At 30.8% G+C, this 25589-nt stretch carries 39 protein-coding genes; all 39 read right to left on the minus strand.

The window, feature by feature from the left end; genetic code table 11:
* Positions 1-98: 98 nt before the first annotated feature.
* The gene (locus ABM4_RS06200; RefSeq protein ID WP_016358827.1) at positions 99-1037 is read right to left on the minus strand and encodes an ARPP-1 family domain-containing protein; all 939 of its coding nucleotides are present in this window, start codon (positions 1035-1037) and stop codon (positions 99-101) included.
* Positions 1038-1074: 37 nt separating this feature from the next.
* Positions 1075-1425, minus strand: a complete 351-nt coding sequence (locus ABM4_RS06205; RefSeq protein WP_016358828.1) for a hypothetical protein — start codon at positions 1423-1425, stop codon at positions 1075-1077.
* 388 nt (positions 1426-1813) lie between these two features.
* Positions 1814-2035: a 50S ribosomal protein L14e gene (locus tag ABM4_RS06210; RefSeq protein WP_016358829.1), complete on the minus strand. Its 222-nt coding sequence runs from the start codon at positions 2033-2035 to the stop codon at positions 1814-1816.
* Positions 2035-2553, minus strand: coding sequence for a (d)CMP kinase (gene cmk, locus ABM4_RS06215; protein ID WP_016358830.1), 519 nt, complete (start codon positions 2551-2553; stop codon positions 2035-2037). The genes ABM4_RS06210 and cmk overlap by 1 nt, the downstream gene beginning before the upstream one ends.
* The gene (locus ABM4_RS06220) at positions 2553-2819 is read right to left on the minus strand and encodes a 50S ribosomal protein L34e (RefSeq protein WP_016358831.1); all 267 of its coding nucleotides are present in this window, start codon (positions 2817-2819) and stop codon (positions 2553-2555) included. The genes cmk and ABM4_RS06220 overlap by 1 nt, the downstream gene beginning before the upstream one ends.
* Before the next feature lie 267 nt (positions 2820-3086).
* Complete coding sequence (locus ABM4_RS06225; protein WP_016358832.1) at positions 3087-3668, minus strand: DUF106 domain-containing protein; 582 nt, start codon at positions 3666-3668, stop codon at positions 3087-3089.
* A 39-nt stretch (positions 3669-3707) separates the two neighbouring features.
* The gene (locus ABM4_RS06230) at positions 3708-4265 is read right to left on the minus strand and encodes an adenylate kinase (protein ID WP_016358833.1); all 558 of its coding nucleotides are present in this window, start codon (positions 4263-4265) and stop codon (positions 3708-3710) included.
* 23 nt (positions 4266-4288) lie between these two features.
* Positions 4289-5650, minus strand: coding sequence for a preprotein translocase subunit SecY (gene secY, locus ABM4_RS06235; RefSeq protein ID WP_016358834.1), 1362 nt, complete (start codon positions 5648-5650; stop codon positions 4289-4291).
* A 73-nt stretch (positions 5651-5723) separates the two neighbouring features.
* Positions 5724-6161 carry an uL15m family ribosomal protein gene (locus ABM4_RS06240; RefSeq protein ID WP_016358835.1) on the minus strand — a complete coding sequence of 146 codons (438 nt, stop codon included), beginning with the start codon at positions 6159-6161 and terminating at the stop codon, positions 5724-5726.
* 12 nt (positions 6162-6173) lie between these two features.
* Entirely contained in the window at positions 6174-6632 is a 459-nt protein-coding gene (locus ABM4_RS06245) for a 50S ribosomal protein L30 (RefSeq protein WP_016358836.1), read from the minus strand.
* Positions 6633-6643: 11 nt separating this feature from the next.
* Positions 6644-7288: a 30S ribosomal protein S5 gene (rpsE, locus tag ABM4_RS06250; protein WP_016358837.1), complete on the minus strand. Its 645-nt coding sequence runs from the start codon at positions 7286-7288 to the stop codon at positions 6644-6646.
* Between the two features lie 2 nt (positions 7289-7290).
* Positions 7291-7872: a 50S ribosomal protein L18 gene (locus ABM4_RS06255; RefSeq protein WP_016358838.1), complete on the minus strand. Its 582-nt coding sequence runs from the start codon at positions 7870-7872 to the stop codon at positions 7291-7293.
* An 11-nt stretch (positions 7873-7883) separates the two neighbouring features.
* Positions 7884-8333, minus strand: coding sequence for a 50S ribosomal protein L19e (locus ABM4_RS06260; protein ID WP_016358839.1), 450 nt, complete (start codon positions 8331-8333; stop codon positions 7884-7886).
* 90 nt (positions 8334-8423) lie between these two features.
* A complete protein-coding gene (locus tag ABM4_RS06265) occupies positions 8424-8750 on the minus strand; it encodes a 50S ribosomal protein L32e (protein ID WP_016358840.1) in 327 nt (108 codons plus the stop codon).
* A gap of 9 nt (positions 8751-8759) precedes the next feature.
* A complete protein-coding gene (locus ABM4_RS06270) occupies positions 8760-9296 on the minus strand; it encodes a 50S ribosomal protein L6 (protein ID WP_016358841.1) in 537 nt (178 codons plus the stop codon).
* 10 nt (positions 9297-9306) lie between these two features.
* Entirely contained in the window at positions 9307-9699 is a 393-nt protein-coding gene (locus ABM4_RS06275; protein ID WP_016358842.1) for a 30S ribosomal protein S8, read from the minus strand.
* Between the two features lie 10 nt (positions 9700-9709).
* Positions 9710-9853: a 30S ribosomal protein S14 gene (locus ABM4_RS06280; RefSeq protein WP_016358843.1), complete on the minus strand. Its 144-nt coding sequence runs from the start codon at positions 9851-9853 to the stop codon at positions 9710-9712.
* A 9-nt stretch (positions 9854-9862) separates the two neighbouring features.
* Complete coding sequence (locus ABM4_RS06285; RefSeq protein WP_016358844.1) at positions 9863-10378, minus strand: 50S ribosomal protein L5; 516 nt, start codon at positions 10376-10378, stop codon at positions 9863-9865.
* Entirely contained in the window at positions 10375-11100 is a 726-nt protein-coding gene (locus ABM4_RS06290) for a 30S ribosomal protein S4e (protein WP_016358845.1), read from the minus strand. The genes ABM4_RS06285 and ABM4_RS06290 overlap by 4 nt, the downstream gene beginning before the upstream one ends.
* Positions 11100-11450 (minus strand): 50S ribosomal protein L24, encoded by a 351-nt coding sequence (gene rplX / locus ABM4_RS06295; RefSeq protein WP_016358846.1) that lies wholly within the window; start codon positions 11448-11450, stop codon positions 11100-11102. The genes ABM4_RS06290 and rplX overlap by 1 nt, the downstream gene beginning before the upstream one ends.
* Before the next feature lie 8 nt (positions 11451-11458).
* Entirely contained in the window at positions 11459-11857 is a 399-nt protein-coding gene (locus tag ABM4_RS06300) for a 50S ribosomal protein L14 (RefSeq protein ID WP_016358847.1), read from the minus strand.
* Positions 11858-11861: 4 nt separating this feature from the next.
* Positions 11862-12179: a 30S ribosomal protein S17 gene (locus ABM4_RS06305; protein WP_016358848.1), complete on the minus strand. Its 318-nt coding sequence runs from the start codon at positions 12177-12179 to the stop codon at positions 11862-11864.
* A gap of 11 nt (positions 12180-12190) precedes the next feature.
* Positions 12191-12472, minus strand: coding sequence for a ribonuclease P protein component 1 (gene rnp1 / locus ABM4_RS06310; protein ID WP_016358849.1), 282 nt, complete (start codon positions 12470-12472; stop codon positions 12191-12193).
* A gap of 34 nt (positions 12473-12506) precedes the next feature.
* On the minus strand, positions 12507-12854 hold the full coding sequence (yciH, locus tag ABM4_RS06315; RefSeq protein ID WP_016358850.1) for a stress response translation initiation inhibitor YciH: 348 nt from the start codon (positions 12852-12854) through the stop codon (positions 12507-12509).
* A complete protein-coding gene (gene rpmC, locus ABM4_RS06320) occupies positions 12855-13061 on the minus strand; it encodes a 50S ribosomal protein L29 (protein WP_016358851.1) in 207 nt (68 codons plus the stop codon).
* 16 nt (positions 13062-13077) lie between these two features.
* Positions 13078-13842: a 30S ribosomal protein S3 gene (locus ABM4_RS06325; protein WP_016358852.1), complete on the minus strand. Its 765-nt coding sequence runs from the start codon at positions 13840-13842 to the stop codon at positions 13078-13080.
* Between the two features lie 4 nt (positions 13843-13846).
* Positions 13847-14311, minus strand: a complete 465-nt coding sequence (locus ABM4_RS06330) for a 50S ribosomal protein L22 (protein WP_016358853.1) — start codon at positions 14309-14311, stop codon at positions 13847-13849.
* 13 nt (positions 14312-14324) lie between these two features.
* Complete coding sequence (locus ABM4_RS06335; RefSeq protein ID WP_016358854.1) at positions 14325-14735, minus strand: 30S ribosomal protein S19; 411 nt, start codon at positions 14733-14735, stop codon at positions 14325-14327.
* A 15-nt stretch (positions 14736-14750) separates the two neighbouring features.
* Positions 14751-15476, minus strand: coding sequence for a 50S ribosomal protein L2 (locus ABM4_RS06340; protein ID WP_016358855.1), 726 nt, complete (start codon positions 15474-15476; stop codon positions 14751-14753).
* Positions 15477-15488: 12 nt separating this feature from the next.
* Positions 15489-15749 (minus strand): 50S ribosomal protein L23, encoded by a 261-nt coding sequence (locus tag ABM4_RS06345; RefSeq protein WP_016358856.1) that lies wholly within the window; start codon positions 15747-15749, stop codon positions 15489-15491.
* Between the two features lie 39 nt (positions 15750-15788).
* Positions 15789-16553, minus strand: coding sequence for a 50S ribosomal protein L4 (rpl4p, locus tag ABM4_RS06350; protein WP_016358857.1), 765 nt, complete (start codon positions 16551-16553; stop codon positions 15789-15791).
* Positions 16554-16555: 2 nt separating this feature from the next.
* The gene (gene rpl3p, locus ABM4_RS06355; RefSeq protein WP_016358858.1) at positions 16556-17566 is read right to left on the minus strand and encodes a 50S ribosomal protein L3; all 1011 of its coding nucleotides are present in this window, start codon (positions 17564-17566) and stop codon (positions 16556-16558) included.
* A 314-nt stretch (positions 17567-17880) separates the two neighbouring features.
* A complete protein-coding gene (locus ABM4_RS06360) occupies positions 17881-18699 on the minus strand; it encodes a putative RNA uridine N3 methyltransferase (protein ID WP_016358859.1) in 819 nt (272 codons plus the stop codon).
* Between the two features lie 320 nt (positions 18700-19019).
* Positions 19020-19694 carry an METTL5 family protein gene (locus ABM4_RS06365; RefSeq protein WP_016358860.1) on the minus strand — a complete coding sequence of 225 codons (675 nt, stop codon included), beginning with the start codon at positions 19692-19694 and terminating at the stop codon, positions 19020-19022.
* Between the two features lie 297 nt (positions 19695-19991).
* Positions 19992-20903 (minus strand): biotin--[acetyl-CoA-carboxylase] ligase, encoded by a 912-nt coding sequence (locus ABM4_RS06370; RefSeq protein WP_016358861.1) that lies wholly within the window; start codon positions 20901-20903, stop codon positions 19992-19994.
* 47 nt (positions 20904-20950) lie between these two features.
* On the minus strand, positions 20951-22438 hold the full coding sequence (locus tag ABM4_RS06375) for an acetyl-CoA carboxylase biotin carboxylase subunit (protein WP_016358862.1): 1488 nt from the start codon (positions 22436-22438) through the stop codon (positions 20951-20953).
* A 377-nt stretch (positions 22439-22815) separates the two neighbouring features.
* Complete coding sequence (locus tag ABM4_RS06380; protein WP_040681592.1) at positions 22816-23982, minus strand: TIGR03576 family pyridoxal phosphate-dependent enzyme; 1167 nt, start codon at positions 23980-23982, stop codon at positions 22816-22818.
* Between the two features lie 450 nt (positions 23983-24432).
* Entirely contained in the window at positions 24433-24765 is a 333-nt protein-coding gene (locus ABM4_RS06385; protein WP_016358864.1) for a hypothetical protein, read from the minus strand.
* A gap of 238 nt (positions 24766-25003) precedes the next feature.
* Positions 25004-25525 (minus strand): FumA C-terminus/TtdB family hydratase beta subunit, encoded by a 522-nt coding sequence (locus ABM4_RS06390; protein ID WP_016358865.1) that lies wholly within the window; start codon positions 25523-25525, stop codon positions 25004-25006.
* Positions 25526-25589 lie beyond the last annotated feature (64 nt).

Raw genomic sequence — 25589 nt, forward strand, 5'->3', positions numbered from 1 at the left:
AAAAACATGACTACAAAATACCATAAGAAACATTAAAAAATAAAACTCCACATTAAAAAAAATAATTTTAAAAAAAATATGTTTTAAAAAATAGAAAATTAAGATTCTACTTTTCTAAATAAAGATGAGCTGATTATATCATCATTTAAAAGAGTAATGGAACCTGTAATGTTTTCATCATCAATTCTATACTCATCATTTAAACCATGAATATCAAATGACTCAGGATTTGAATCCAAAATATTATCAATAAAATCTTTTAACAAAACATCATAATCTACTTTGGCTAAAGTTTCACCACCAGACTTTATGGCATTAGGTATATAACTTTCTACTATCTTATCATGATAATTTTTATATAAATTGCTATCATGGAATAATTCAACACCTACCAGTTTACCATTGATGAAAATAATAGAACCCGTCTGATTTTCCTGAATAGGAAAGTGACTTTTATATTCCTCAAACCTATTTTTATTTATAGTATACATATCCCTTAGTGCTGATGTATCTGATTTAACATCAAGGGAATAGATTTCGTCGTTGATCTCGCTCCAAACTCTGGATTGATTAGGAGATCTTGTTCCATCCCTATTAAGGGACTTATAAATCTCTTCGGACTTAGCCCTTCTAACTGATGAAGATGCAAAATGGTCGGAATATTTAAAGTCACTGAAAGAAGAACTCCACCTACCTTCCTCGGTACATGAAACCTCTATATCCATCATAGTCTTTGCAGGTATAATATAAGTATTGTTTGCAATTCTATTCTGCTTAGCCCCCATTAACTCCTCACCATCAAGAATAATCAATGGAGTTACAGCATTATTTTTAACAGATACCCTATTGACACTAGGACCGTCCTCACATTCTGAAATTGTAACAAGGCCCAAATCCAAACCCTTCTTTAATGGTAATAAATCAGCGATTTTATCATTAGATGTAACAGTTTTAACACCAATTATTGAAATATTCTTAAAAGATTGAACATCCAAATATGAAAGATTACTAAAATAATCATTTAAAGTCTTATCCATTTAATTTCCCCCTCTAATTAAAATTTAACAATTTAGATTAAATAAAATTCACGTCACTTTCTGGATTAGATTTCTCAGTATCCAACTCCTCTGTAGTTAATAACTTACAAATTATTACATTATCGAAAATGAATTTTACAACACCATAATCCTCTTCTAAAATCTTATCATAAAGTCTTCCAGAACTCATTGTTCCTTTAACAACCGTCTTCACACTATTTGCAACATATGCTGAAGGACCGGCATATCTTAATTCAGCCCTAATTGCTTCCAGATCATAGGTGTTCTCATAATCTTTTACAAGTTTAACAATAGAACCTATCCTGAAAGGTTTTACACCATGAAACATGTTTAAAGCTGTTAGTGTAAAATAAATTTCATCATCCATAATAAACCCCCTAAATATTTTATTAAATAAGGATTAGAAATAATAAATATATAAATCTTTTTATTTAGCAAAATACTAAAAATAATAAAATATTTTCATTAATTTACAATATAATTATAAAAAATATAATTCATTTAAAATTGTAAAAATTGATTAATAAAAATAAAATAGACAGCCAGAGGTTTTAAGAAAAACAAAAACCTAAATTCTTAAAAAAAAATCATAAAACAGAAATCTAAAGATATAGTTTAAAACGTCCTAAAAGACAAATCGGGAAAAAATCAAGAAAGACATAAGTCTAAAAAAATAGTGAAATCAATTAATTAAAAAATTTTCAAAGATAAAAAATGTAAATTAATAGAATTTATAAAACAATTATAAAATTGTTCTATAAAGATTCTAAAGCTTTTTTAACTGCTTCAACATCATCAGAAACTTCAACAGTATCTGCAGTTGGTTCTAAGTGGCTAATGTTACAACGTCTATTTTTGACATTTCCGCCAACTACTTCTACGAAGTTTTCATCAATAACATCTACAATTACACATTTTTCGCCAGCTTCTCTACCAGCGGTTTTTACACATACTCTACCTACTTCTATTGATGCCATTATATCACCTTTAATATATCTGTAATAATTTGGGAAATACTTTCAGGATTAAATGAATCTGAATTAATAACTACATCATAAATATTATAATCATAAAGATCTATGTTATGTATTTCCTTATATCTTGAAGCTTCACTTTCTTCTCGTATTTTAATTTCGTGTACCGCTTGTTCGATTGATTTATTTTCTCTATCATGAACCCTTTTAGCACGTACATCTAATGGGGCCGTTAACCAAATTTTAAGATCCGCCTCAATAAAGTAAGCTGATAATCTACCTTCAACAACAATGTCTCCAGCTTCATAAGCAAGTTCAGCTTGTCTTCTATCAATTTCTTTATCGATGTCAGTATTATTTTCAGCAAATTTACTGAATTCCAGCACACTCATCCCTTTCTCCTTTGCCATATCCCTAAATATGGAACCTGTAGATAGATAAGGAATGTTTAAATTTTCAGATAATACCTTTGCTGCAGTAGTAGTTCCACTACCAGCAGGACCACCGATTGTAATTATCATTATTTTCTAGCCTCATTTTTAAAATGTTTACGAGCACATTTAGGACATAAATATCCACCATATGGACGATTAGGTCTTTTTTGTGATTTGGATAATTTATTTATTTCATAAGGACGACCATTAGGAACAGCATGAAGAGGTGCACCACATTCAGCACATACATGTTTACTAGGTCGTTTCTTTTTGTATCTTAATACATTTTCTCCACCAGGAGTTCTTTTATTCATTCTTTTGTATGAACGAGATCTAAACCTATTTGCAGGCATTATATCACCTAATTAATTTGATTTGTAATTCATAAATTCTAATAAAATAATTAAAATAATTTATCTAAATTCAAATTTAGATTATAAAAAATTATTAATTAATTATATATTGTTTTTCGTTATTTATAAATATGAGTTTTTTAGAAGTATTTACCTTAAAAAAAATAATTTTTAAAAAAAATTAAATAAAATAATATTTAAAAATATTATTTAATGTTTTAAGGTCCCCATCTATTATTATATCATAATAATAAATTGATTTTAGGATTAGAAACCTTGTTCAAATCCCATAAATTTCCTAATAACTTGAGACATTAATAAGGTACAAAGGAAGTACCATAATAACCAACCAATTGACCATGGAAGTGCATGTGGATTAGCTGCACCATAACCTGGAATTAATGGTCCAATAGTATGCCAGATTGGAGTTAATGAACAATAATAAACAAGAGGAGGTAAAATGACTACTGTATTTTTAATAGTTGATGCACTCATCCACCAAAATACTAAAAGGATAGGAACCATAGTAGCAATCATAGGTTTAAACTGTTCAGTCATCATTTTACTTTGTTTTTGCATCATTTCCACTTGCTCAGCCTGAAGCTTTGCCATTGCTTTTTGATCTCCACTTTTTTGAACTTCTTTAACTCTTTCCTGGAACTCTCTCATTTCTTTTTGAGTCTTATTCATTTCATCCTGATTAACTAAATATTTATTAGCAACAGTTGTAATGAGTGAAACAATGAAAGATATAACAAATACAGTTAAGATTGGATTATTAGGAGTTGGATCCAATGATAAAAGGGGATTAAAAATATAATTTAAAAAAGATATTATAATATCTGCCATAATATTCCTCTTTAAAATTAAATCATGAGATATTTAAATTTATTCTAAAAGATTTACCATCTTTTTAATAGTGGAAGGTAAATGATTATCATGATTTTTAATTATTTTAACGGTAGCTCCAGTTAAAGTAGCATAGGCCATAGAAGCTGCCCTGTTCATTTCTTGATGTAATTGAATATCTTTAGCCTTTTCAATATCCCTTTCTCTACTGTCATCATTTAATCTCCTATAAATGATCTCATCAGGATCTGCTTCAATTAAAATGAATAAATCAGGATTCAATTCTTCAAGAACCCATTTTGGAAGTCCAGGTAAAAAACCTTTAGGAGTACTTATAGTACAATGAGTATCTACTATAACATTTCCATCCTGAGCTTGTTCACTAATTTTTGCAGCAGCAAGTTTTTGAATTTCCTTCTGAGTATCAGGAGATAATTTTCTTAACTGATCCCTATTTTCAACAATACCTTCATCAAGAGCAATTTGAGTCATGACATCCCCATAATTTAAATGAAGATAATCGACTTTTTCTAATGTTTTATTAAGTATTGTAGTACTTCCAGAACCTGGAATACCAGTTAAAACTACTAATGTCATTTTTCTAGCCTCAATTTATTTTTTTATTGTCCTAAGAATTTTCTTAATGCTGGGTGCATGTCCATAAGTTGTTCTTGTGCAATCTCTTCATAAAGCCTGTATACAATACCAACTGTAAGTAATACACCAGTACCTCCACCAAGAGCACCTGTAAGATCAGCACCGAATGCAAGTATACCTACAAACAATCCACCTAAAACTGTTAGAGCAGGTATATATTTTTTCATAATTTTATATAATTGTCTTTTACTACTTCTAAAACCAGGAATTTGAATACCTGATTGATATAATTTTTTAGAAACTTCTTTAGCATTTAATCCACTAATTTCAACCCATAACCATGAGAATAATATACAACAAGCTAAGAAGAAAATCGCATAAATAATAACTCTTATTGGATTAGTATAAATCAAACTTAATTGATTAGGAGTTGATAAATATAATGCTGCTCCACTAACCGCTCTTCCTCCTTCAACTTTACCCAATATAGGCCATCCTAACTTTTGGAACATACTAGCCAATAATGAAACATTAACTAAAAGAGCACTAGTTAAAATAACCGGCATATTACTTGCATAGATAAATTTTAAAGGGTATTTTCCAACAGCACCTCTAACTCTTCCATGTCCTCTAACCTGACCTTGGGATATAGGTATTTCCACTCTCATACTTTCCCCATATACTGCAACTAAAAATACACCTATTGTTGCAATCAATGGTATTAAAACTGAGAAATCAGGACTACCAGTAACTAAACCCTGTATGAAACCAGGAATAATACCTGGAAGGGCACCACTTGCCCCAGGAATAAAGTTAAAAGTACCGACCATAATCTGTTCAGCAACTCCAGCTGCAATGAATAAACCAATACCACTACCAAAACCCCATTTTGATACTACCTCATCAAGATATAAGATCAAGATAGCACCAATTAGAAGTTGTAAAAATATAACCCCTAAGTAAGAATTATCTATTGGAGTTAAACTGCCAGTGAATACAAGTACAGCTGCCTCAAAAATTGTAAAGATAATTGCTAAAATTTTCTGTGTACTTTGGAAAAGTGCTTTGTCATGGTGAGTAGATAAATCTAGATTCAATAATTTTGCACCTACTAATAATTGGAGTACAATTGAAGCGGTAATAATAGGTCCAATACCTAAAGTAAGAATAGAACCAAAACTACCTGCCATAACTGCTCTTAACTGAGCAAATTGATCTACAGCACCTGAACTTAAACCATATAACGGTATTAAAGAAAGTACATAATACAAAACCAAAACGACAATAGTCCATTTTGCTTTTTCCCTAAAATCTTGTCTATGTATAGGCGCTTTAACTTCAGGCAAAAATTTAAAAATTGGAGTTAATGCATCTAAACTACTCATACTTTACCTCTTTAAATAGAATAATTGGTTGTCAATTATTTAAAGAAAAATAAAAAATAATAATATAAAAATATTATAATTCTACTACTTCTCCACCAGCTTCTTCTATTTTAGATTTAGCTGATTCTGAGAATTTAGGAGATTTAATGATGAACTTCTTAGTAATTTCACCTTTAGCTAAAACCTTGTCATAACCTAAATCAGTGACGTCAATTACAATTGCATCTCCTTCTTTAGTAGCTAAACCTTTCTCCAATAAACTTTCAGATTGTTCTTCCAAATAACTAACGTTAACAGGACGAACTTTCTTAATCATTTTTTGAGGTCTTTTGAAACCATGTTTACCAAAGTAATTTTTATTTTCAATAACAGTTCTAGTCCAATGTTGTTTACCAGCACCTGCATTACCTCTTCCACCACGGTTACCATAACCTCTTCGGTTTTTAACAACTCCTCCACCATTAGTTCTGGTACCTCGTTGTTTAGTAATTTTACGTTTTTGTCTAATCATATAATCACCTAATTATGCCATCCTAATAGCAAGATCATTAATATCTTCACCACGGTATCCTAAATCTCCACCTTCAGTAATAGGTTTTCTGATAGATTTATATCCTTTTCTAGGAGGATGGAAACGGAATACTGGTTTCATTCCAACATCTTGAGCTTTAATTTCACCTTTAATTAAAGCGTTAGCTAATTCTTCAATAGATTTATAATCAGTATTTTCCTTAAGGTATTCGTCAGTTACATGGACATCTCCAACTAATCTACCTCTTTTAGAGATAATTTTAGTTAAAGTCTCAGTATTGATTTCACCCCAAGTAATATAATCTTTACCTTTTTGGAGCATACCTTTGTAACTGTCAGTTTCATCAATTAAAACTGCATGGCTGATTCTATTGAGTCTTAACATATCTAAAGTATCAGAGATACCTTTTTTAACACCTGTTCTTCCTCTAATTCTAATAACTAAAAACATAAAATCACCATTTATTTGGAAATAACTCCCATAGCCTTGAGATCATTATTACTAGCTTTAACTTTACATACTTGTTTTAATGCATCGAATACTGCATTAGCAAAGTTAATAGTAGTTTGAGTTTGACCACTAGTTTGAGACCATACATCTTCAATACCTGCTAAAGACATGATAGTTTTACCTACATCACCAATAGCAAGTCCTACACCTGCAGGAGCAGGCATGAGGGTAACGTTTACACTACTAGCCTTTCCAGTAACTTTGAAAGGTACTGTGTGTTGTCTTCCACAAACACAACCCCAATCTCCACAGCCTCTTCTAACTTTGATAATATTATATTTAGCATTATCAACAGCTTTTCTGATTGCAGGACCTACTTCTCTAGATTTTCCTTGTCCTAATCCAACATAACCATCTTTGTTACCTACAGCAACAATAACTCTAAAGTTAACCTTTCTACCAGATTTATGCATTCTTTGAACTAAGTTAACATCCATAACTTCTTCTTCTAAATCAGGAAGTAAAGCATCAACGATTTCTAATTCCATTATTGAGAGACCTTTTTCAAAAATTTCATCAATATCGGTAATGGTTCCGTCTTTAACCATTTTACCAACATTAGTTTTAGGTTCCCATTCTTCCATATTAAAACTCATAGTTATACCTCAGCCTCATCAATTTTATTTTTAATTTCTTCAAAATGATTAGGTAAATCTACAGGTTGAAGACCTCTTGCAAGATATTGTGAGAAATGTTTATTTAATTCTTCTTCATCTAAAGAAGCAGCATAGTCCGCTACGGATTGACCATTAATACGGTCTTCTTGAGGAATAACAGATTCACCATAAGGTACTTCTAAACCTGCATCAACTGCACCTTTAAGACCTGCAAATATTTTTGAACCTTTAATAGGTGATCTTAAACCAATATCTAAAATAGCGTTTTCAACACCAGCATTTAATGCTTTTTTACCACATAAGTAACCAGTTAAGTATACTGCACTAGTATTACTAGAGCCTCCTAACCAACCTAATTTTCTTAGTTCCTTACTGTGTGCTGATACAATGGTTTCATCACCCTCAGGACGAATATTAATAATTTGAACAATAACATTAGCATTTGAAACTCTAACAACTAATCTTGATTTATTTAAATCTGCCATTCTAAATCTAGCTGCATAATCAGTTTTTCCTTCTCTTCTTCTTCTAAATGCTACTTTATAATTTGATCCATGTGCCATTCTATCCACTCCTAGTTTTTAAGCATGTCATGGTCACGAGCATAGTTTTTCATATAAGATTTACTTCTAAATGCTCCACCTTTAGCCATCTTGTATAATTTTCTGTAGGTTGTAGGATCGATTTCACCAGAATCACGCATATCTCTTAAATCAGTTCTTAAAGCTCTGATTGTAGACATCCATGCTTGTTTTTTAGGAGTTCTAGCGTATTTTGCTCCTTTAACACTACCTTTTCCTTTTCGTCTACCTTTTTTCTTTTGGGCTGCAATTTTTTTAGATCTATAACTACTAATACCAGTTTGAGGTTTAGCCTTTATAGCTCCTTGATCGATTAACTGCCTAACTCCGTCTCTTGTAATAGCCCTTGATACTTCTTCAATTTGTTCTGGATCAATCCATACACGGTTGAGTCCTACTTTGAGAATATCCGCAGCTAATCTTCTTTGAGTAGTAAGATTCATTTTAATAAACCTCCATTCGATTAATACTACTTAAATACTTAATTTAAGTCCCCTTTATAATAAAATAAAATTTATAATAAAAGATAATAATTATTTATTTAAAACTTTAATACCAAGTTCTGATGCTTTTTCTAACATCATGACTTTTTTATGATTACCAATAGAAGAACTTATTCTAGCAGCTTCGGTAGCCGGATCTAAGTTTTCTAATTCTTTCATGTTATGAACAAGAACGTCTTTATAACCTGAAGGATGTAAATTCCTAGAAGCTTTAGGAGATCCATAACCTATAGCAGGCATATCTGGTTTTCCTGCTTCATATCTTCTCATCTTACTAGTTCTTCCTCTAGGTTTTCTCCATTTGTCTCCAAGTTTTTTATATCTAGCATATTCCTGTCTTTTAAATTTTCTATCCATAGAAATCACCTATTCTTTACTAACTAAATATATTCCATCTTGGAATACTCTAGGATCTTTTCCTTTAATTTTAGTTGCTTGTTCTAAGTTAGCCATAGTTTGACCAACATGTTCCTTATTAATTCCAGTTATAGTAACTTCGTCCCCTTTAACTGTAACTTTTGTTTGGTCACCTACAATTTTAGAAGTCCTTGGGTGTTGTTCACCAACAAAATTATCAATGGTTACAGTTTGTCCCTTAACTTTTACAGTCATTGGAAAGTGTGCAAATACAATTTTCATATGATAGGTGAAACCATCAGTTACACCAATAATCATGTTAGAAATATGAGCTTTAATTGTTCCAAGCATTGATTTATCTTTGTTTCTTGGAAAATCAGTAACTAAAATAACTTTACCATCTTCTTCGGAAATTTTAACATTAGGATAGTTAAAATTCCTGTTTAATTCACCTTGAGGTCCTTTAACAGTAACCCCATTGTCTAATTTAACTTCAACGCCTTCAGGAATTTCAATTTCTTCCCTTAAAGCTGCAGCTAATACCATCTATAATCACCTAATACATGTAAGCCAACAATCTTCCACCGATACCTTTAGCTTTAGCTTCTTTGTGAGTCATGATTCCTTCAGGAGTAGTGACTATAAGAATACCAAAGTTTTTTGCTGGCAAATATCTTTTTTCAAATTTTTCGTATTCATCTTTTTTAACAGCATGACGAGGTTTAATTACACCACATTGATTGATGTTACCATCTAATTCAACTTCGAATTTACCTGCTTTATTATCATCAACATATTCAAAATTACTAATATAATTCTCTTTTTTCATAACACTTAAAACATGACCAATTAATTTGGAAGCAGGAGAAATAGTACAAGTAGAATTTACTTGTAACTCATTATTCCTAATATTAGTTAAAGCATCTGAAAGAGGGTCCATAAGAGTCATAATTACACCTCTAATTGTATTTTTTAAATCCTATTTTAGGAGCGACTTCTCTAAAACATTGTCTGCAAAGATTAAGTCCATATCTACTAATCATAGCAGAATGATCCCCACATCTTGAACATTTTTTAGAACCTTTACCATATTTTCTTGCCATAGTAACCACCTATTCTAAATCAACATAATTTACATTAAAATTATCTTTCATATATTTCATAGTTTCTTCTTTAGTAATTCTATGTCTTTGAGGAATCCTTTTATTTTGGATTTTTCTTTTGTGTATTCTGTAACCAGGTTTCTCAAATGTTACTGAAACATTCATACCAAAGATACCAATGTCCGGATTGTATTTAACTCCCGGAATATCAATATGTTCTGCAATACCAAAAGAGAGGTTACCTTGACTATCAAACTGGCTTGATTTAATATTATTGTTAATACCTTCTAAAACCATTTTAATAGCATGGTCTGCTTTTTCACCACGTAAGGTTACTTTACAACCAATAGGTTGTCTTTTTCTAATACCAAATTCTGGGTTAGTAGTTTTGGAAAAAGTTCTTACAGGTTTTTGACCAAACATTTCTTCTACTAAATTAAGTGCTCTGGATAATTGTTCACCAGCTTCACCTACACCAATACTAACAGTAGCTTTAGATATAATAACTTCATTCATTGGATTCATTGGTTAACCTCCAATAAAGAAATAACTGGTTCATCATTTCCAACAACAAAAGCATAATCTTTTAAGGTCAAGAATTGATCTTTGCTTGCGTTTTCAATAATAACAGTATTTGGTTTTGAAGAATCATTAATAATGATTTCTTTAACGGTACCTATTTCACCAGTATGTTTACCACCAGTAACAAGAACAGTAGATTCTTCTGCAAATGGATAAGATTCAACAATTTCTTGACTAGGTACATTGATTTTTAATACATCTCCAACTTTGTATTCATCTTCAACAAGGATGTTTCTACCGTCATGGAGATTTAATTGAGTTTTTCCACCTTTAATAGTGGTTTTATTAACAATTTTAGATAATTTAAATTCACCATCATCAATAGGGCTTAAAGTTAATCTTTTCTTATTATCTAAAAGAACCCTATAGGATTCACCTGTTTTAGGAATGGAAATAACATCCATGAATCCAACAGGATATTTGTAATCTTTTCTAACCTTACCATCTATTAAAACATTACCTGAGTTAATAACCCTTTTAGCTTCTCTGGAATTATCACCAAGAGCTAAAATATCTCTGACAACTACCATTAAAGTTAAAGAATCTTCAATAGCATGAGGTCCAGCTTGAGGTTTAACAGTCCAAGTATGTTCTTTTGGATGAATAGGCCATGATTTAGGTGCTTTAAAAGTTTTTAAATGTTTTCTAGATCCCATTTTTGCCATTATTCTTCCTCACTTAATTTGCTTCTTCTTTCATCATCTAAATCCACATCAACAATCATTAAATTTGATGGATGTACTGGGAGAAATATTGTAGTCCCATCAGCTTTATTTAAGGTTACACCTTCAACATTAACTGTGTATTTTTTATAGTTAACTGCTTCAATTTTACCTTCTTGGTCTTTGAAGTCACCACGAAGTACTTTGACTTTGTCCCCTACTTTTACAGGTAAAGATCTTCTACCTAAATCTTGTCTTAAATCTTTACTTAAGGTAGCAGCCATACGAGTATTACGTTTGTGTAAAGGTGCATCATAATTTGCTTTTCTTTCTTTTCTTGGTTGTATTGACATATAATCACCTATACTAATATACTAGCAGCACTACCTACACCAGGCCATCTGTCAGCTGCTTCTTTTGCTACTGGTCCTCTGATTTCAGATCCTTTTAATAATCCTTCAGGAGTAATAATTACAGCAGCATTATCTTCGAATTTAACACGAAGACCATCTACACGTCTGTATTCTTTTTTCTGCCTTACTACAACTGCTTGTACAATTTCTCTTCTCATATCAGCAGTACCTTTTTTAACAGAAGCAATGACTAAATCTCCAACACCAGCAGCATCAATTCGTCTACGGACACCTTTAAATCCTTTAACGGAAATAATTTCAATTTCACGTGCACCAGTATTATCAACACATTGAAGTCTTGCACCAATAGGTAATGCTTTAGTAACATTTGATGTAATTGCTTTCATGGTTCTATTCTCCTTTAACTTCAACTATAACAAAATGTTTAGTTTTACTTAATGGTCTGCATTCTGCTATTTTAACTTCGTCTCCAACATTTACATCAATGCAGTCAGGTTTATGAACATTGATTCTGGATTTCCTTTTTTCATATCTTTCATATTTACGAATGAATTTATAATAACTACGTTCTACAGTAACTGTTCTTTCAGCTTTGTTAGTAGTAACAGTTCCTTCAAGAACTTGTCCTCTTACAGGTAAATCACCATGAAAAGGACAGTTAGGATCATTACATTCTCTTTCTGGTTCTTGAACATTAAGACCTACCATATTATCACCAATTAAATTTTTTTATATCTCTTCTTTATCCGATCTTCTGGACGACTTAACAAAATCCTTCCATCAACCTCAACCCAAGTTCCGTCAGGGATTTTAAATTGAAATATTGAAACATCTTTAGGTAATAATTTTTCACAATTATCCGAAGTTTCAATAGTTAATGTTTTTTTTGTTTCGTCAATCACTTTCCCATTTAGTCCAATTAAGGATTTAGTAGAACTATAGCTAACTTCAACATGTAAACCAATTAACTCATGATATACTAAATTCTTTGAAGTTATCATTTTCCCTTGCCTACTTTTAAAAATCTAATCAGACTTAATGTCTTCTATTATTTCGCTTTTTATTCTTTTTAGAATCTCTAATTTCAATAGTGTCTGAAGAGAATCCCATATCAGATAAAACTTCCTTAACCTTAACCTTATGATCACCTTGAAGCTCTATTTGACCATTTTTGGAAGTTCCTCCACAAGCACATTTAGCTTTCAAAGTTTTGGTAAGCTCTTTGATATCAATATCATGTTCATCAATACCCTCAACAATAGTCATGAGTTTACCAAATCTACGTCTTACAGTATAAACTTTTACAGTTTGAACTTCTCTAGCAATTTCCTCGCATACACAAAGTTCCTCAGGAAGACCGCATACTTCACAGATTTTAGACATTTAATTCTCCTTCTCCTTTTCATTCATAATTGTAAGAACACGAGCAATAGTTCTTTTAAGTTCTCTTATTTGACCAGGGTTATCAATAACACCGGAAGCAGAACTTTTAGAAATATTTTTAGCTAATTCTGATTTGAGTTCTAATAATTTATCCTCAATCTCTTCATTTTCCATTTCCCAAATTTCTTTACTTCTTAAGATTGCCATTTTAAAAACCCTCTATTTAGTCTTGAGTAGTATTTTCAACCTCAGATTCCTCTTCAGAAATTTCTTCCAATTCTTCTAAGTTTTCGATTTCTTCAGATTCTTCTAAAGATTCAACTTCTTCAACTTCTACTGATTCCTCTACTTCTTCAGCAGGAGTTTCTTCAATGTCTTCTTCAATATCTTTAACTACAGGAGCGATGATTTCAACTTTATCAGGTAAAACAGCTTCAGGAGGCATAATTCTAACAAATACACCTAATACACCAGGTTTTAAATGTACGGTAGCGAAACCTTCTTTAATAAATTTAGTTGCAGGTTCACCACATTTTTTAATATAACCTTCTGAGAATTTAGCAACTGCTGATCTTGAACCTCTGATTTTTCCAGAGATGGTGATTTCTACACCTTGAGCTCCAGCTCCCATAATTCTACGGATGTTAGAATATGCAACTCTTCTGAAATGCATACCTCTTTGTAAATTATTAGCTATTTTAGAAGCCATAATTTTTGGATTAAGTTCTGGAACATCAACCTCTTTAACTTCAACTTGAGGATTATCTAATCCAAAGTTGTTTTTAAGAGTTTGGGTAATAGCTCTTACAGTTTTTCCACCTCTACCAATAACCATTCCTGGTCTTTCAGCATATACTACAATCATAGTTCCAAGAGGAGTAACTTGAACTTCCATTCCGCCGTAACCTGCTCTTTCGAGTTCAGATGATAAAAATTCATCAATTTTTGTTCTTTTGAGACCTTCGGTAACAAAATCTTTTTCTATCATAGACTTAAGCCTCCATTAAAACTATTTGTATGTGAGTTGTAGGTGTATTAAATGGAGTTACTCTACCAAATGCTCTTGGGATTGCTCCTCTAATAACCATTCCTCTATGACTGGATATATGTTCAATTTTAAGATTTTCAATATCCATTCCTTTATATTCTGCATTAGCTTCAGCATTTTCTAAAACTCTTAATACTGCAGCAGCAGCTTTTACAGGATATCTACCTGCAGACCAGCCTTTCATACCTTTTCTGTGACCAACTTTTTTGTTGTGTTTTTTGAAAGGAACTGCCTGTTTCATGTCAATAACATCATTTAAGTATTTTTTAGCTTTTTGAACATCCATTCCTCTAATTGCACTGCAAATATCAACACAATGTTTTGGAGAAACTTTAAGAGATCTAGCCATAGCACGTGCTGTTTGTTTATCTTCACTTTCTTCTTTATTATAAGCATATTTTTTAGCCATGTTAAAAATCTCCTTATTTCAATGGTACAAACATAGATGATCTTGTAGCTCCCATACCTGGGTCACCATGTTGAACTCTTTGTCTTGTAGGTGCAAATTCACCAAAGTAACAGCCAATCATTTCTGGCATAATAGTTACTTCTTCAAAAGTTTGACCATTATAAATTCCGAAGGTAGTACCGACCATTTCAGGAAGTACAATCATATCTCTACAATGAGTTTTGATTACAACAGGTCTACCATCTTTATTTTCTTTATTACTAAATTTTCTCATTTTATCTAAGACAGCTTGTTGTCTTGGTAAAAATCCTCTTTTTAAAGATCTTCTTTGTCTTGCTGGTAATAATTCCATGAAATCTTCTAAAGACATATCTTGTAATTCTTCTAAAGTATATCCACGATATTTATATATTTTTCGAGCCAAGATTACACCTCCTATCTATCGTCTTTTACCTGTACGTTTAGCAGCAATTGAACCAACTTTTCTACCAGGGGATGCATGTCTTGAAATAGTAGTAGGACGTCCTGGGTGTTGTCTGTTACCTCCACCATGAGGGTGATCTACAGCGTTCATTGCAACTCCTCTAACGGTCATCATCTTCTTACCTTTAGCCTTAGTAGCATGCCATCTGTTACCTGCTTTAAGGTATGGTTTTTCTTTTCTTCCTCCGCCTGCAACAATTCCAATACTTGCACGGCATTGAGGGTTGAAAGTTTTTAATTCACCGGATGGTAATTCAATTACGGCTTTATCAGCATCATGAGTAATTAAAGAAGCATAAGTTCCAGAAGATCTTACGAAACGTCCACCGTCTCCAGGTCTGTTCTCAATATTATATACTGGAGTACCTTCAGGAATTTCTGCAAGGGGTAAGGTATTACCAAAACTGATAGGTGCTGAAATACCACATTCAATTTCATCATTAATTTGAATACTTTCTGGAGCTAATATGAATTTTTTCTCTCCATTTTCAAATTTAACTTTAGCAATAGGTGCAGATCTAGCAGGGTCATGTACAATATCAGTAACAATTCCTTTTAAGCTACCTTCTTTTTCGATATCATCATAAGTTCTGTATTGAATTTTATCTTTGAACCTGTGAGAAGCTACACGATGAGGAGGATTTCCTCTACCTCTTCTTTGATGTATTAATCGTTTTCCCATTCAACTTCCTCCTTAGAATACTCCTATTTTAACAGCAATATCTTCTGCTTTTTCTTCTTCAACAAGTTTAATGTAAGCTAATTTTAAACCTTTAGGACTGATATGAGTGTTGACTCTTTCAACTTTCTCTTCAAATAAGGTTTCAAAAGCTTTTTTAATATCTGCTTTAGAAGAATTCCTTGATACAACAAAAGTAAGTTCATTATTAAAATCAATTGCATTCATAGTTTTCTCAGTAACATGAGGTTTAACAATAACTGCGTATGGATCCATTTTATCAACCTTCTTTATCTACAATAAATTCTTTTGAATTTATTGGAATAATCCTCCTAATTTTTCAACAGCAGATTTTGTAAAAATAGTTAATCTTCCTGGATGAGTACCTGGAGCTAATAATTCAGCATTTAAATTTTCAACAGATACAACATCTACACCAGCATGATTTCTAGCACCTAAACTGATACCTTTATCATCACCGACAACTACTAAAGGTCCTTTGGATTTTTTGTATTTTCTACCTCTAGTTTTTCCTCTACCTGCTCTAATCTTTTTACCGTTTTTAGCACGGATTACATCATCATAAACACCTAAGTTTTTGAAGATTTCACGAGTTTCTTTAGCTTTTTTAACTGCTTCAAGATCATCTTCAACAACTAATGGAAATGCAGGAACATTTTCAATTTGGTGTCCTCTTTTTTCAACTAAATCTTTATTTGCAGTTGCAGCAACAGCAGATCTAATTGCAAATCTTCTTTCCTTATTATTGATTTTTTCATGATGTACTTTTTCAACTCTTAATGGGTGAGCTTTTCTTCCACCAATAGCTTGTGGAACGAAACCAGCTTTTGCACCATTTTTAATCCTTGGTACCATAGCTGCACCTCTACCTGAACCCCAAGATTCAGCAGAAGTTCTTTTACCTGCCATAGGATCATTTCCCATAGGTTGAATTCTAGCAGTCTGAGAAGAAATAACTGCCCTTTTGATTAAATCTGGTCTGTAAACTTCATTAAAAATAGCTGGAAGTTCTACTTCACCAGAAACTTCTCCTTCAATAGAATAAACATTAACCTTCATATTTAGACCCCTTGTTTAGATTTAGTACTAATAAAGTTTACTTGAGGAGCTGATTCATCAGTAGATTTAGGTCTGATAGCTTTCCTTAAGATAACTAACCTTTTAGTTGGACCTGGAAGAGATCCTTTTACTAATACATAATTGTTTTTAACTAATCCATATTTAATAAATCCACCATCTGGGTTTACTTCATTAACATCAGATTTTGAGCCAATTTTAATGATTTTCTTATTGAATTCTGTTCTTTTATGGTATCCCATTTGACCTGCTTGAGCAACAGTCCACATAGTTCTGTTAGGAGTCCATGGACCAATAGAACCAACGTGTCTCTTTTTACTACTACGAGCAGCTTTACCATATTGAATTCTAATATTCCATCTTTTAATAACACCTTGGAATCCTTTTCCTTTGGTGGTTGCAATAGCATCTACATATTGTCCTTCATTAAATACATCACTAACATTTACTTCATTACCTAATAATTCAAGTGCAGTGTTAAGTTTTTCTTCAACGGAAGCTCCACCAATACCACATTCAAATATTTCAGGTTTTTTCTTAGGTGTACTTACCATTTTAGGATTAGTATGTACTAAAACTTTAATCTCATCAGTGTGGTCTAAAGCATCTTGTATTTTTGCAATAGCATCAGATTTATTATAATTTTTAGGAAGTGTAATCTTCCTAGATAATTCTTCATCTAAATTATCTGCAAGAACCTCGGTAATAGCTTTAAATCCACGATTTGTTTTTTCATATGATCTAATTCCCATTACAACAACTGGTGGGACTTCTAATACAGTTACAGGAGTGGATACTTCCATACCATTAGTTGGGGAGTTTTTACGATTATCCACAACTGTTGCATGAGTCATACCAACTTTATAACCAGCGATTGCAAGTAATTTAGATTCATCACTTACAGGCCATGATTTAATTCTAGGAGTTTCTTTTGCTACTCTTTTTCTAGGACTAAATGCAACAGACCCTTTTCTTGGTTGATGATGTCTAACCATTTAATTTAACCTCCATTATTATTATAATTGCTTAATTAATTATTGTAAATTAATTTAGATTATTAAACAAAAAATTAGATTTTCTAATTAATTGTATGAGATAAGAATTATAAGACAAGCCAATAATTCTAAAATAAATAACAAAATCATCCATAAGGTAGATTAAGTTATATAAAATTTAAATAAAAGTATTAAATTCGACATAAGTCAAACTCAATTTTAAGTTTATTAAAGAAACAGAAAACTGTCGAAAATAAACATTTTACAGCAAGTTAACTATTAATAAATTAAATTCTTAAAAAATACAATCTAAGTTAAGCTAAGAGTAAATTGAATAAAGATAAAGTAGCAACAACTGCTTCTTCAGTTCTTACTGTTTTAGTTCCCTGATTAGGAATGGTATTTACTTCAATAGATTCCCATTTAGGATCTGAGTAATTACCCTCAACAGAAGAATAAGGACCACCAAATACAATAGCAATATTATTAACATTATTCACTTTATACCTTAATTCATCAAAAATAGAATTTATTGTATCGGCATATCTTGTTGTTATAACAACAAAATCAGGATTTTGCTTATTCAAGCTTTTTTTAAGACCATCATTATCATAGACAGTCTTGTATCCCCAATAAATGTCCTCTGGTTCATCAGGTGTGACTAATATCTCTTTAGCAATTTTAGTAATCTTAAAACTAAAAATTTTATTAACTGTTAATTGCTCTTTACAAAAAGCTAATTTATCCATACCAATATCTACAAAAGTTCCTTTTTTATTTCTCTTTACAGTGAAACCCTGTCTAAAATCTCCTTTCTTTGGAGAGTCATTAGTAGGATGATGTGGAGTTCTTAAAGGTGGTAAAATTCCTACATGTTTTAAATCTTCCTGAATAGGGAACGCTCTTTTTCTCAAATATTGAGGAGTGTTCATATAACTTAAAACATCATAGATAAATTTAGCGTCTTTACTTCCTCTTTCATCATTGAAAGAACTATCATTGTAGATTATAACCTTATTCACACGAAAAACAGCTAACGCTCTACCGATAATACCTACTTTATAGGTTTTTAACTTCAAGTCGTTAGTTTCTGCTAGAAATGAATTAGGTATAAATAAATTAATATTTTGCATTATAGTTAATTTGTAAAAAATAATATATAAATGTATGCCAAACTTCGATAGTTATCACTAATAAACTTATCAATCAGTATTATATCAACTATAATACCTGTAGATCAACTACACAAATAATTATACTCTCATGAATATAATGTATTTATATATTATTTTAATAGTATATAAAGATATGGTTTTTTAATATATTTTTAGGATAAAAAACAGTTTAATCTAAAAAAGAATAAGAATTTATATATAAAACCATGGAAAAATAAGTTTAAAATATTTAGAAATAATATGAAAATCAGATAGGAAATATAAAAATTAATAAAGAATTAAAAAGTTTCAACTCTAAAAACAATTACCCCAACATTCCTAGATTCCTGAGTGTGAAATTTATAAATCTTTTTTAAAGGAAAATTATAGTAAAATTCATGGGTAATCTTAGCACCTAAATCCTCAAAATAATTCACTATGAAATCATGAGTGCTGGCCATATGAAATGAATATATTACCTCCGAGTTTTCACATGCAAAATCTATAAACCTTCTATCAGCACCATTTTTAGCCTTTTCTTGGGAACCAAACGGAGGGTTCTGAATTAGTGTATCTACTTTATCGTTGGAAAATCCGGAAATGTCCAAATCTTTAATTTTCTTAAGATTATTAACATTGCCCTGAAAAAAATGTAAACTATCCATTTTTTCAGTACTTATACCTATATGTTTTGATACATTTTGAGCCATTTCTAAGGACTCATCATCAATATCTATTCCAAGTACTGAATTTGCACCTAAAAATATAGATCCTATTGAAAAAATTCCAGTACCACATCCCAAATCTACAATATTCATATTATAAATATCACCTAAGGTATATGCATTCCATAAAACATCAGAGGCAATACTTGAAGGAGTGGAATATTGTTCAAATTCCACCTTAGGATTGGGGTGAGAGGGGATATTTTGAAGAATCATCTCCAAATGTTTTTTCTTAGTAATTTTTCTCATAAAACCATTTTAATAAAATTAATTTAAGAATTTCAAATACACACAATATATATTATCATATTAATTATTTAATTATTTAATAAATTTGAGAAATAGACTATTAATTTAAATCTTATAAATCAATTACATTTAAAAATTAGATTTTTACTTTAGATTATTTTAAAAATTGGCATAACTTGATTTTACATTAAAAAAAAATATGTTTTAAATTATTTTAAAGTAAATTTAAAAACTAGCATGATTTGATTCTACTTTAAAGACTAGATTTTTATAAAAATAAAAAAAAGAATATGTAGACTAGTCTAAAAGTCTACATCGTCCAGATACCACTTTAACCAAAGTATGATCTGCTTTTTCAATGACTAAAGCTCCTTCTTGGTCAATACCAACAGCATAACCATTAATGACTTTACCTAAAGGTTGTTGTATTTCAACAAATTTACCAATGGTATGATTGTATTTTCTCCATTCATCAAATATGAAACCAATATCCCCCTCTAAGAATTTATTATATATAAATTCAAATTCTTTGAAGAAATATGCAGTACCTTTTTCTGGATTAATATCTCCGTCAACTACATCACTAAGAGCAATACTACAGTCCCTTATCTCCTCAGGGAATTCATTAATATCTATTTCAGAATTTATTCCAACACCAATAATAACACTTTCCAGATTGTTGAACCTAGCTATTGATTCTGTTAAAATACCGCATACCTTTTTATCATGGATTAATATATCGTTTGGCCATTTAATCTCTGCATGAATGTTAAAATGATCCAATGTACGAGTAACTGCAACAGCAGTTGCAAGAGTCAAAAGAGGTGCTTTTGAGGGAGTGACATCTGGTTTTAATATTATGGATAACCAGATTCCCCCTTTTGGAGATTGATATTCTGTACCTTTTCTACCTCTTCCTCTTGTTTGTGTCTCGGACAATATAACCGTTCCATTTGAAACGTTACGAGATAGGAATTTAGCAACAGTGTTAGTTGATTTTACAGATTTAAATAAATACATTTCCCTGCCAATATCATCGGTTTCAAGGTATGAATCACATTTATCTTTTGAGAAGAAATCTGATGGTTCATTACCTAATTCCTTAACTGCAGTTGTAATATCATTAATACCTAGTTGAAGAATCTCCTCAGCACTCTTATTTTTAAAATCATATTTGTTGGATATAAGTTCAAGAATTTCCTTATTCATATTATCCCATTTTTTAATTTTTCCATTATTTAAAATATTATAAATTTCTAATTTATTTGCCTTTTATTACTTTCAGTTAAATAAGAACCTACCGCTGCAGATATTGCAGCAATTTTTTGTTGTGGAATAAATGTTGATTTAAGACGGTTTACATTTTCTACATCCTCGGCAATTACATTCTCCATTTCCTCATATATCAATTTTTTATTTTCATCAATAAAGTGTGTGTTCAAGTCTCCAGATAGGAAGTTAGGATTTCTGATAATAGCCTTATGGAATGGAATTGTAGTTTTTACACCAAGTACAATATATTCACTTAATGCCCTTTTCATTCTACTAATTGCCTCTTCCCTTGTACGGCCAAATGTAATTAATTTTGAAATCATTGAATCATAAAAACTTGGAATTGTATAATTCCTATATACACCACCGTCCAAACGTACCCCCGGACCACCTGGTGAACGATATGCAGTAATTCTTCCAGGGTTAGGTGCAAAGTTCCTTAAAGGATCTTCTGCATTAATACGGCATTCAATTGCATGACCATTTACTGTAATATCATCTTGACTGAAACTTAAATCTAATCCAGAAGCTACCTTAATTTGTTCCTTAACAATATCCACATTGGTTACAGCTTCAGTAATAGGGTGTTCTACCTGAACACGAGTATTCATTTCAAGGAAATAATAGTTTCCCTTATCATATAGGTATTCAATAGTACCTGCACTACTATAACCTATATATTCTGCTGCCTTAACAGTACTCTCTCCCATTTGCTCCCTAAGTTCATCGGTCATGATTGGAGAAGGTGCCTCCTCAAGTAATTTTTGGTGTCTTCTTTGAATTGAACACTCACGATCAGCTAAATGGATAACGTTTCCATTTTCATCAGCCAATACCTGGAATTCTATATGTCTAGGCTTTTCCAAATACTTTTCAATAAATACAGTAGAATCCCCGAAGTTAGTTTTTGCAACAGATTGAGTTGATTCAATGGCACGCACTAATTCATCCTCTTCATATACAGTACGCATACCTATTCCTCCACCTCCAGCTGATGCTTTAATGATAACAGGATAACCTATCTTTTCAGCTATTTTTATAGCCTCATCGATATTAGTTACACCTTTATCAGTACCTTCAATTACAGGAACCCCTGCTTTTCTCATGATTTGTTTTGATGTTATTTTATCTCCCATCTTATTAATAACATCTCCACTAGGCCCAATAAGTTTAATACCATTTTTTTCACATTCTTTACCAAACTCAGGGTTTTCAGCTAAAAATCCATAACCAGGGTGTATTGCATCTGCACCTGATTTTAAAGCAATATCAATAATTTTATCAATATTTAAATATGATTTTTGAGGACTTGGATTTCCTAATGGGTATTTTTCATCTGCATAATTTGTATATAAGGAATTTTTATCTGCATCAGAATAGATTGCAACACTTTTAACGTCTAAATCACGACATGCTCTCATTATTCTAATTGCAATTTCTCCCCTATTTGCAATCAGTATCTTATCAAACATTTGAAACCTCTCTTTTTAAATTATTTAATATCTTAATTTAAAATTAAGTGGTATATTAAATATGATTTTTTATAGAATCTATATAATTTAATTATATATATTATATATCTATTTATTAATTAAAATATTAATTTTTTATTATTTATTTAAAAATAGATTTTATTCTTCTTTGGAAAAAATGATTTTTTGCCTCGTTATTTTAAAAACTCTTTTATAATTTGTACTTGATTACTTTTTTATAAAACAATTAATGATTTAAACTGTAAACCATATCTTTTTTATAAATATAAAAAACATGAAGTAATAATGATTTAAACTGTAAATTAATCTTCTTTTAATAAAATCAAAAGATATAAAAGAAACCGATTAATAAACAATTATTCCTCATTATAAATAATTTTTCTAGACGTATCCTCATCAGCACAAACCTTAATTAATGTTTTAAAAGACTTATCAATTCTATTAAATATCTCGGATATTTCAAGCTTGTCTGAGTCATTAGCAGACAAATCAAATCTTATAGTAACAGATGCGCCAGGCATAGACACTGCAGGAATTGTAATAATATGTTCCTCCTTAAGTAAAATCATACTCCATAAAAATGATAGATCAGTTAAAGATAGATTACAGTCATCAGTTTTTGATTTAACTTCTTCTGTTAAGGACTCTTTTGAAACCATCACCCCTGTTGGAGTTGTCTCAAACATATTATAAGATTTATCTAAAAGATCAAATAGCTCATCTCTTTTTGAAATAGAAGCCCTGAGATTTTCAGGATCATAGTCTTCTAAAGCATTAATCATTGCAAGAATAATTGGAGCCTGAGCTTCAAGTCCAAACTCATTTGATTTGGCTTTAACCTTGTTTATTAAATCTTCACGACCTGCCATTAATCCACCACGAGGTCCCTTCATCAATTTATCAGTACTTGTAATAGCCAGATCCGCTCCTAAATCACATGCTGGTTTTTGATTAAAAATAGCTGTACGGAGCCTTGCACCACTAGCATCATCTACAAATACAGGAATATTCCTCTCATGTGCAGCATTAATAATTATTTTAAAACTTTCCTCATCCAAAACTTGATGGTCCATAGTGGAACCCGTAATAATTACAAGGGAAGTATTCTGAGGTATATTAAATTCATCAAGATCTATATATTCTGAATAGTTTGCACCTACTAAATCACATGCCCTTATAATGGACGGATGTGCAGGATGACTTTTAAGAAAGTGTACAACATTATCTCCTTTTTTAACAAGTGCAAGTATAGTTGCAAGAATTCCGGAACTGGTCCTATTAAGTGGACAGATTTTCTCTCCACCCATATGTTTTTTACCTATCTCTTGAATTTTATCCTCAAAAATAGCTGGACCAATATAAGTTTGAAGTAAATTTAACTCATCCCCACTTGCAAGAAAACCTCCGGAAAGTCCAGTTAAATCATATAATGGATCTTCACCCTTAGATTCAATATTATCTTTAATAATTTTATAAGCAGCTTCTCTTTTTTTAAGTTCATCTAAAGAATTTTCTACAATCATATTATCACAGAACATTAAAAATTAATCACATCTAATTATATAAAATCTAAAATATAATTCTTTTTAAGATTATTAAAATTAAAACAACACTTTAAATATATTAAGTAAATTTTAATTAAATAGATTATCTTAAGTGTAGATTTAAAACTTGAAAATTAGAAAATAAACAATCCATATACCAATCAATAGTAAATAAACAAGGAGATAAAAGAACTGGAACATCAAAAAACCAATGATTAAAAGAATAAATCAGGAAAATAAGAAACTAAAAAAATCAAAAACAACAATCTAAAAAAATAAGACAAAGTAAGAAAAAACTAAAAAAAATACAAAAACAATGACCAAAAGAATACAAAATACGAAAAAACAGAAATAATGGTTTCAAATAAATAAAAGTCCATCTAATAAACAATATAGAAAGAAAAATTATAGAAAAAGATTTTGAAAGATCTATTGATCATCTTCTTCCACTATTTCAAATTCAAAATCCTTAAAAGCTTCTACCAAAACTTTTAAATCCTTTCTAGGAACATCAACGGATTCAAATTTTTCTCCTTCATTATAAGAATACTCAGCATCAACAACAGTTCCATCCACATCACAGTAAAAGAGGAAACTATCTGCTAGTTCATCCGGATTTTTAGTAGGTAAAAATACTTCAAATGAAGCTCCTAATTGATTAAAAAATTTATCTTTTTCTTCATCACTCTTTACAACTTTTCTAAACTTTCTCATTCTAGATTTGTACTTTTTTTCTGCAGCTGCTTTAATATCCTCTGCCATATTATCACCCTAATTAAATGAAAAATTTTCTTATAATAATATTATTCTAATATAATTTTCTTTATATATATAAAGTTTATCTAAAAAATTATTAACTTAAACTTAAAAAATATTTTGTTTATATTGAAATTGATTTAATTAAAAACTAATTAAACTTTATTAACCAAATCAGATAATCTAAGTTAAAAAATAAAAATTTCTTTATAAATAAAAAAAAGTAGTGGAGATAATTAAAAATTTAATCGTATAATGATTTGCCCTGAGAGTCCATAGCTACTATTAAAGGTCCAAATGAATCTACTTTTAACTCCCACATTGCTTCAGGCACACCTAAATCCAACCAGGTTACACTATCTACTTCCCTTACAGCATCAACATATAATGCAGCACATCCCCCAGTTGCAACGACATATACCGCATTGTTATCTTTTAAAGCCTGACGAACATTATCGTCCATACCGCCCTTACCAATAACAACTCTTACACCCTTGTCGATTACATCAGCCTCATAGGGATTCATTCTCATAGAGGTAGTAGGTCCGATTGCTACAACTTCATAGGTACCATCATCTTTTTTATTTATAATAGGACCTGCATGGAATAAGACCTTTCCATCCAAATCAAAAGGCTCACCATCTTCAACTATACGCCTGTGAGCTTGATCTCTTGCAGTGTATATTGTTCCGGTAATGGTGATAACATCCCCTACTTTTAAATCCTTTACATCATCTGAGTGTAATGGAGTTTTTAAATCTATCATTAAATCACCTTAATATACTTTAAATAAATTAATTCATATGAATTTTAAATAAAAACTCTAATTA

It is taken from the genome of Methanobrevibacter sp. AbM4, from assembly GCF_000404165.1.
Classification (GTDB): Archaea; Methanobacteriota; Methanobacteria; order Methanobacteriales; family Methanobacteriaceae; genus Methanarmilla; species Methanarmilla boviskoreani.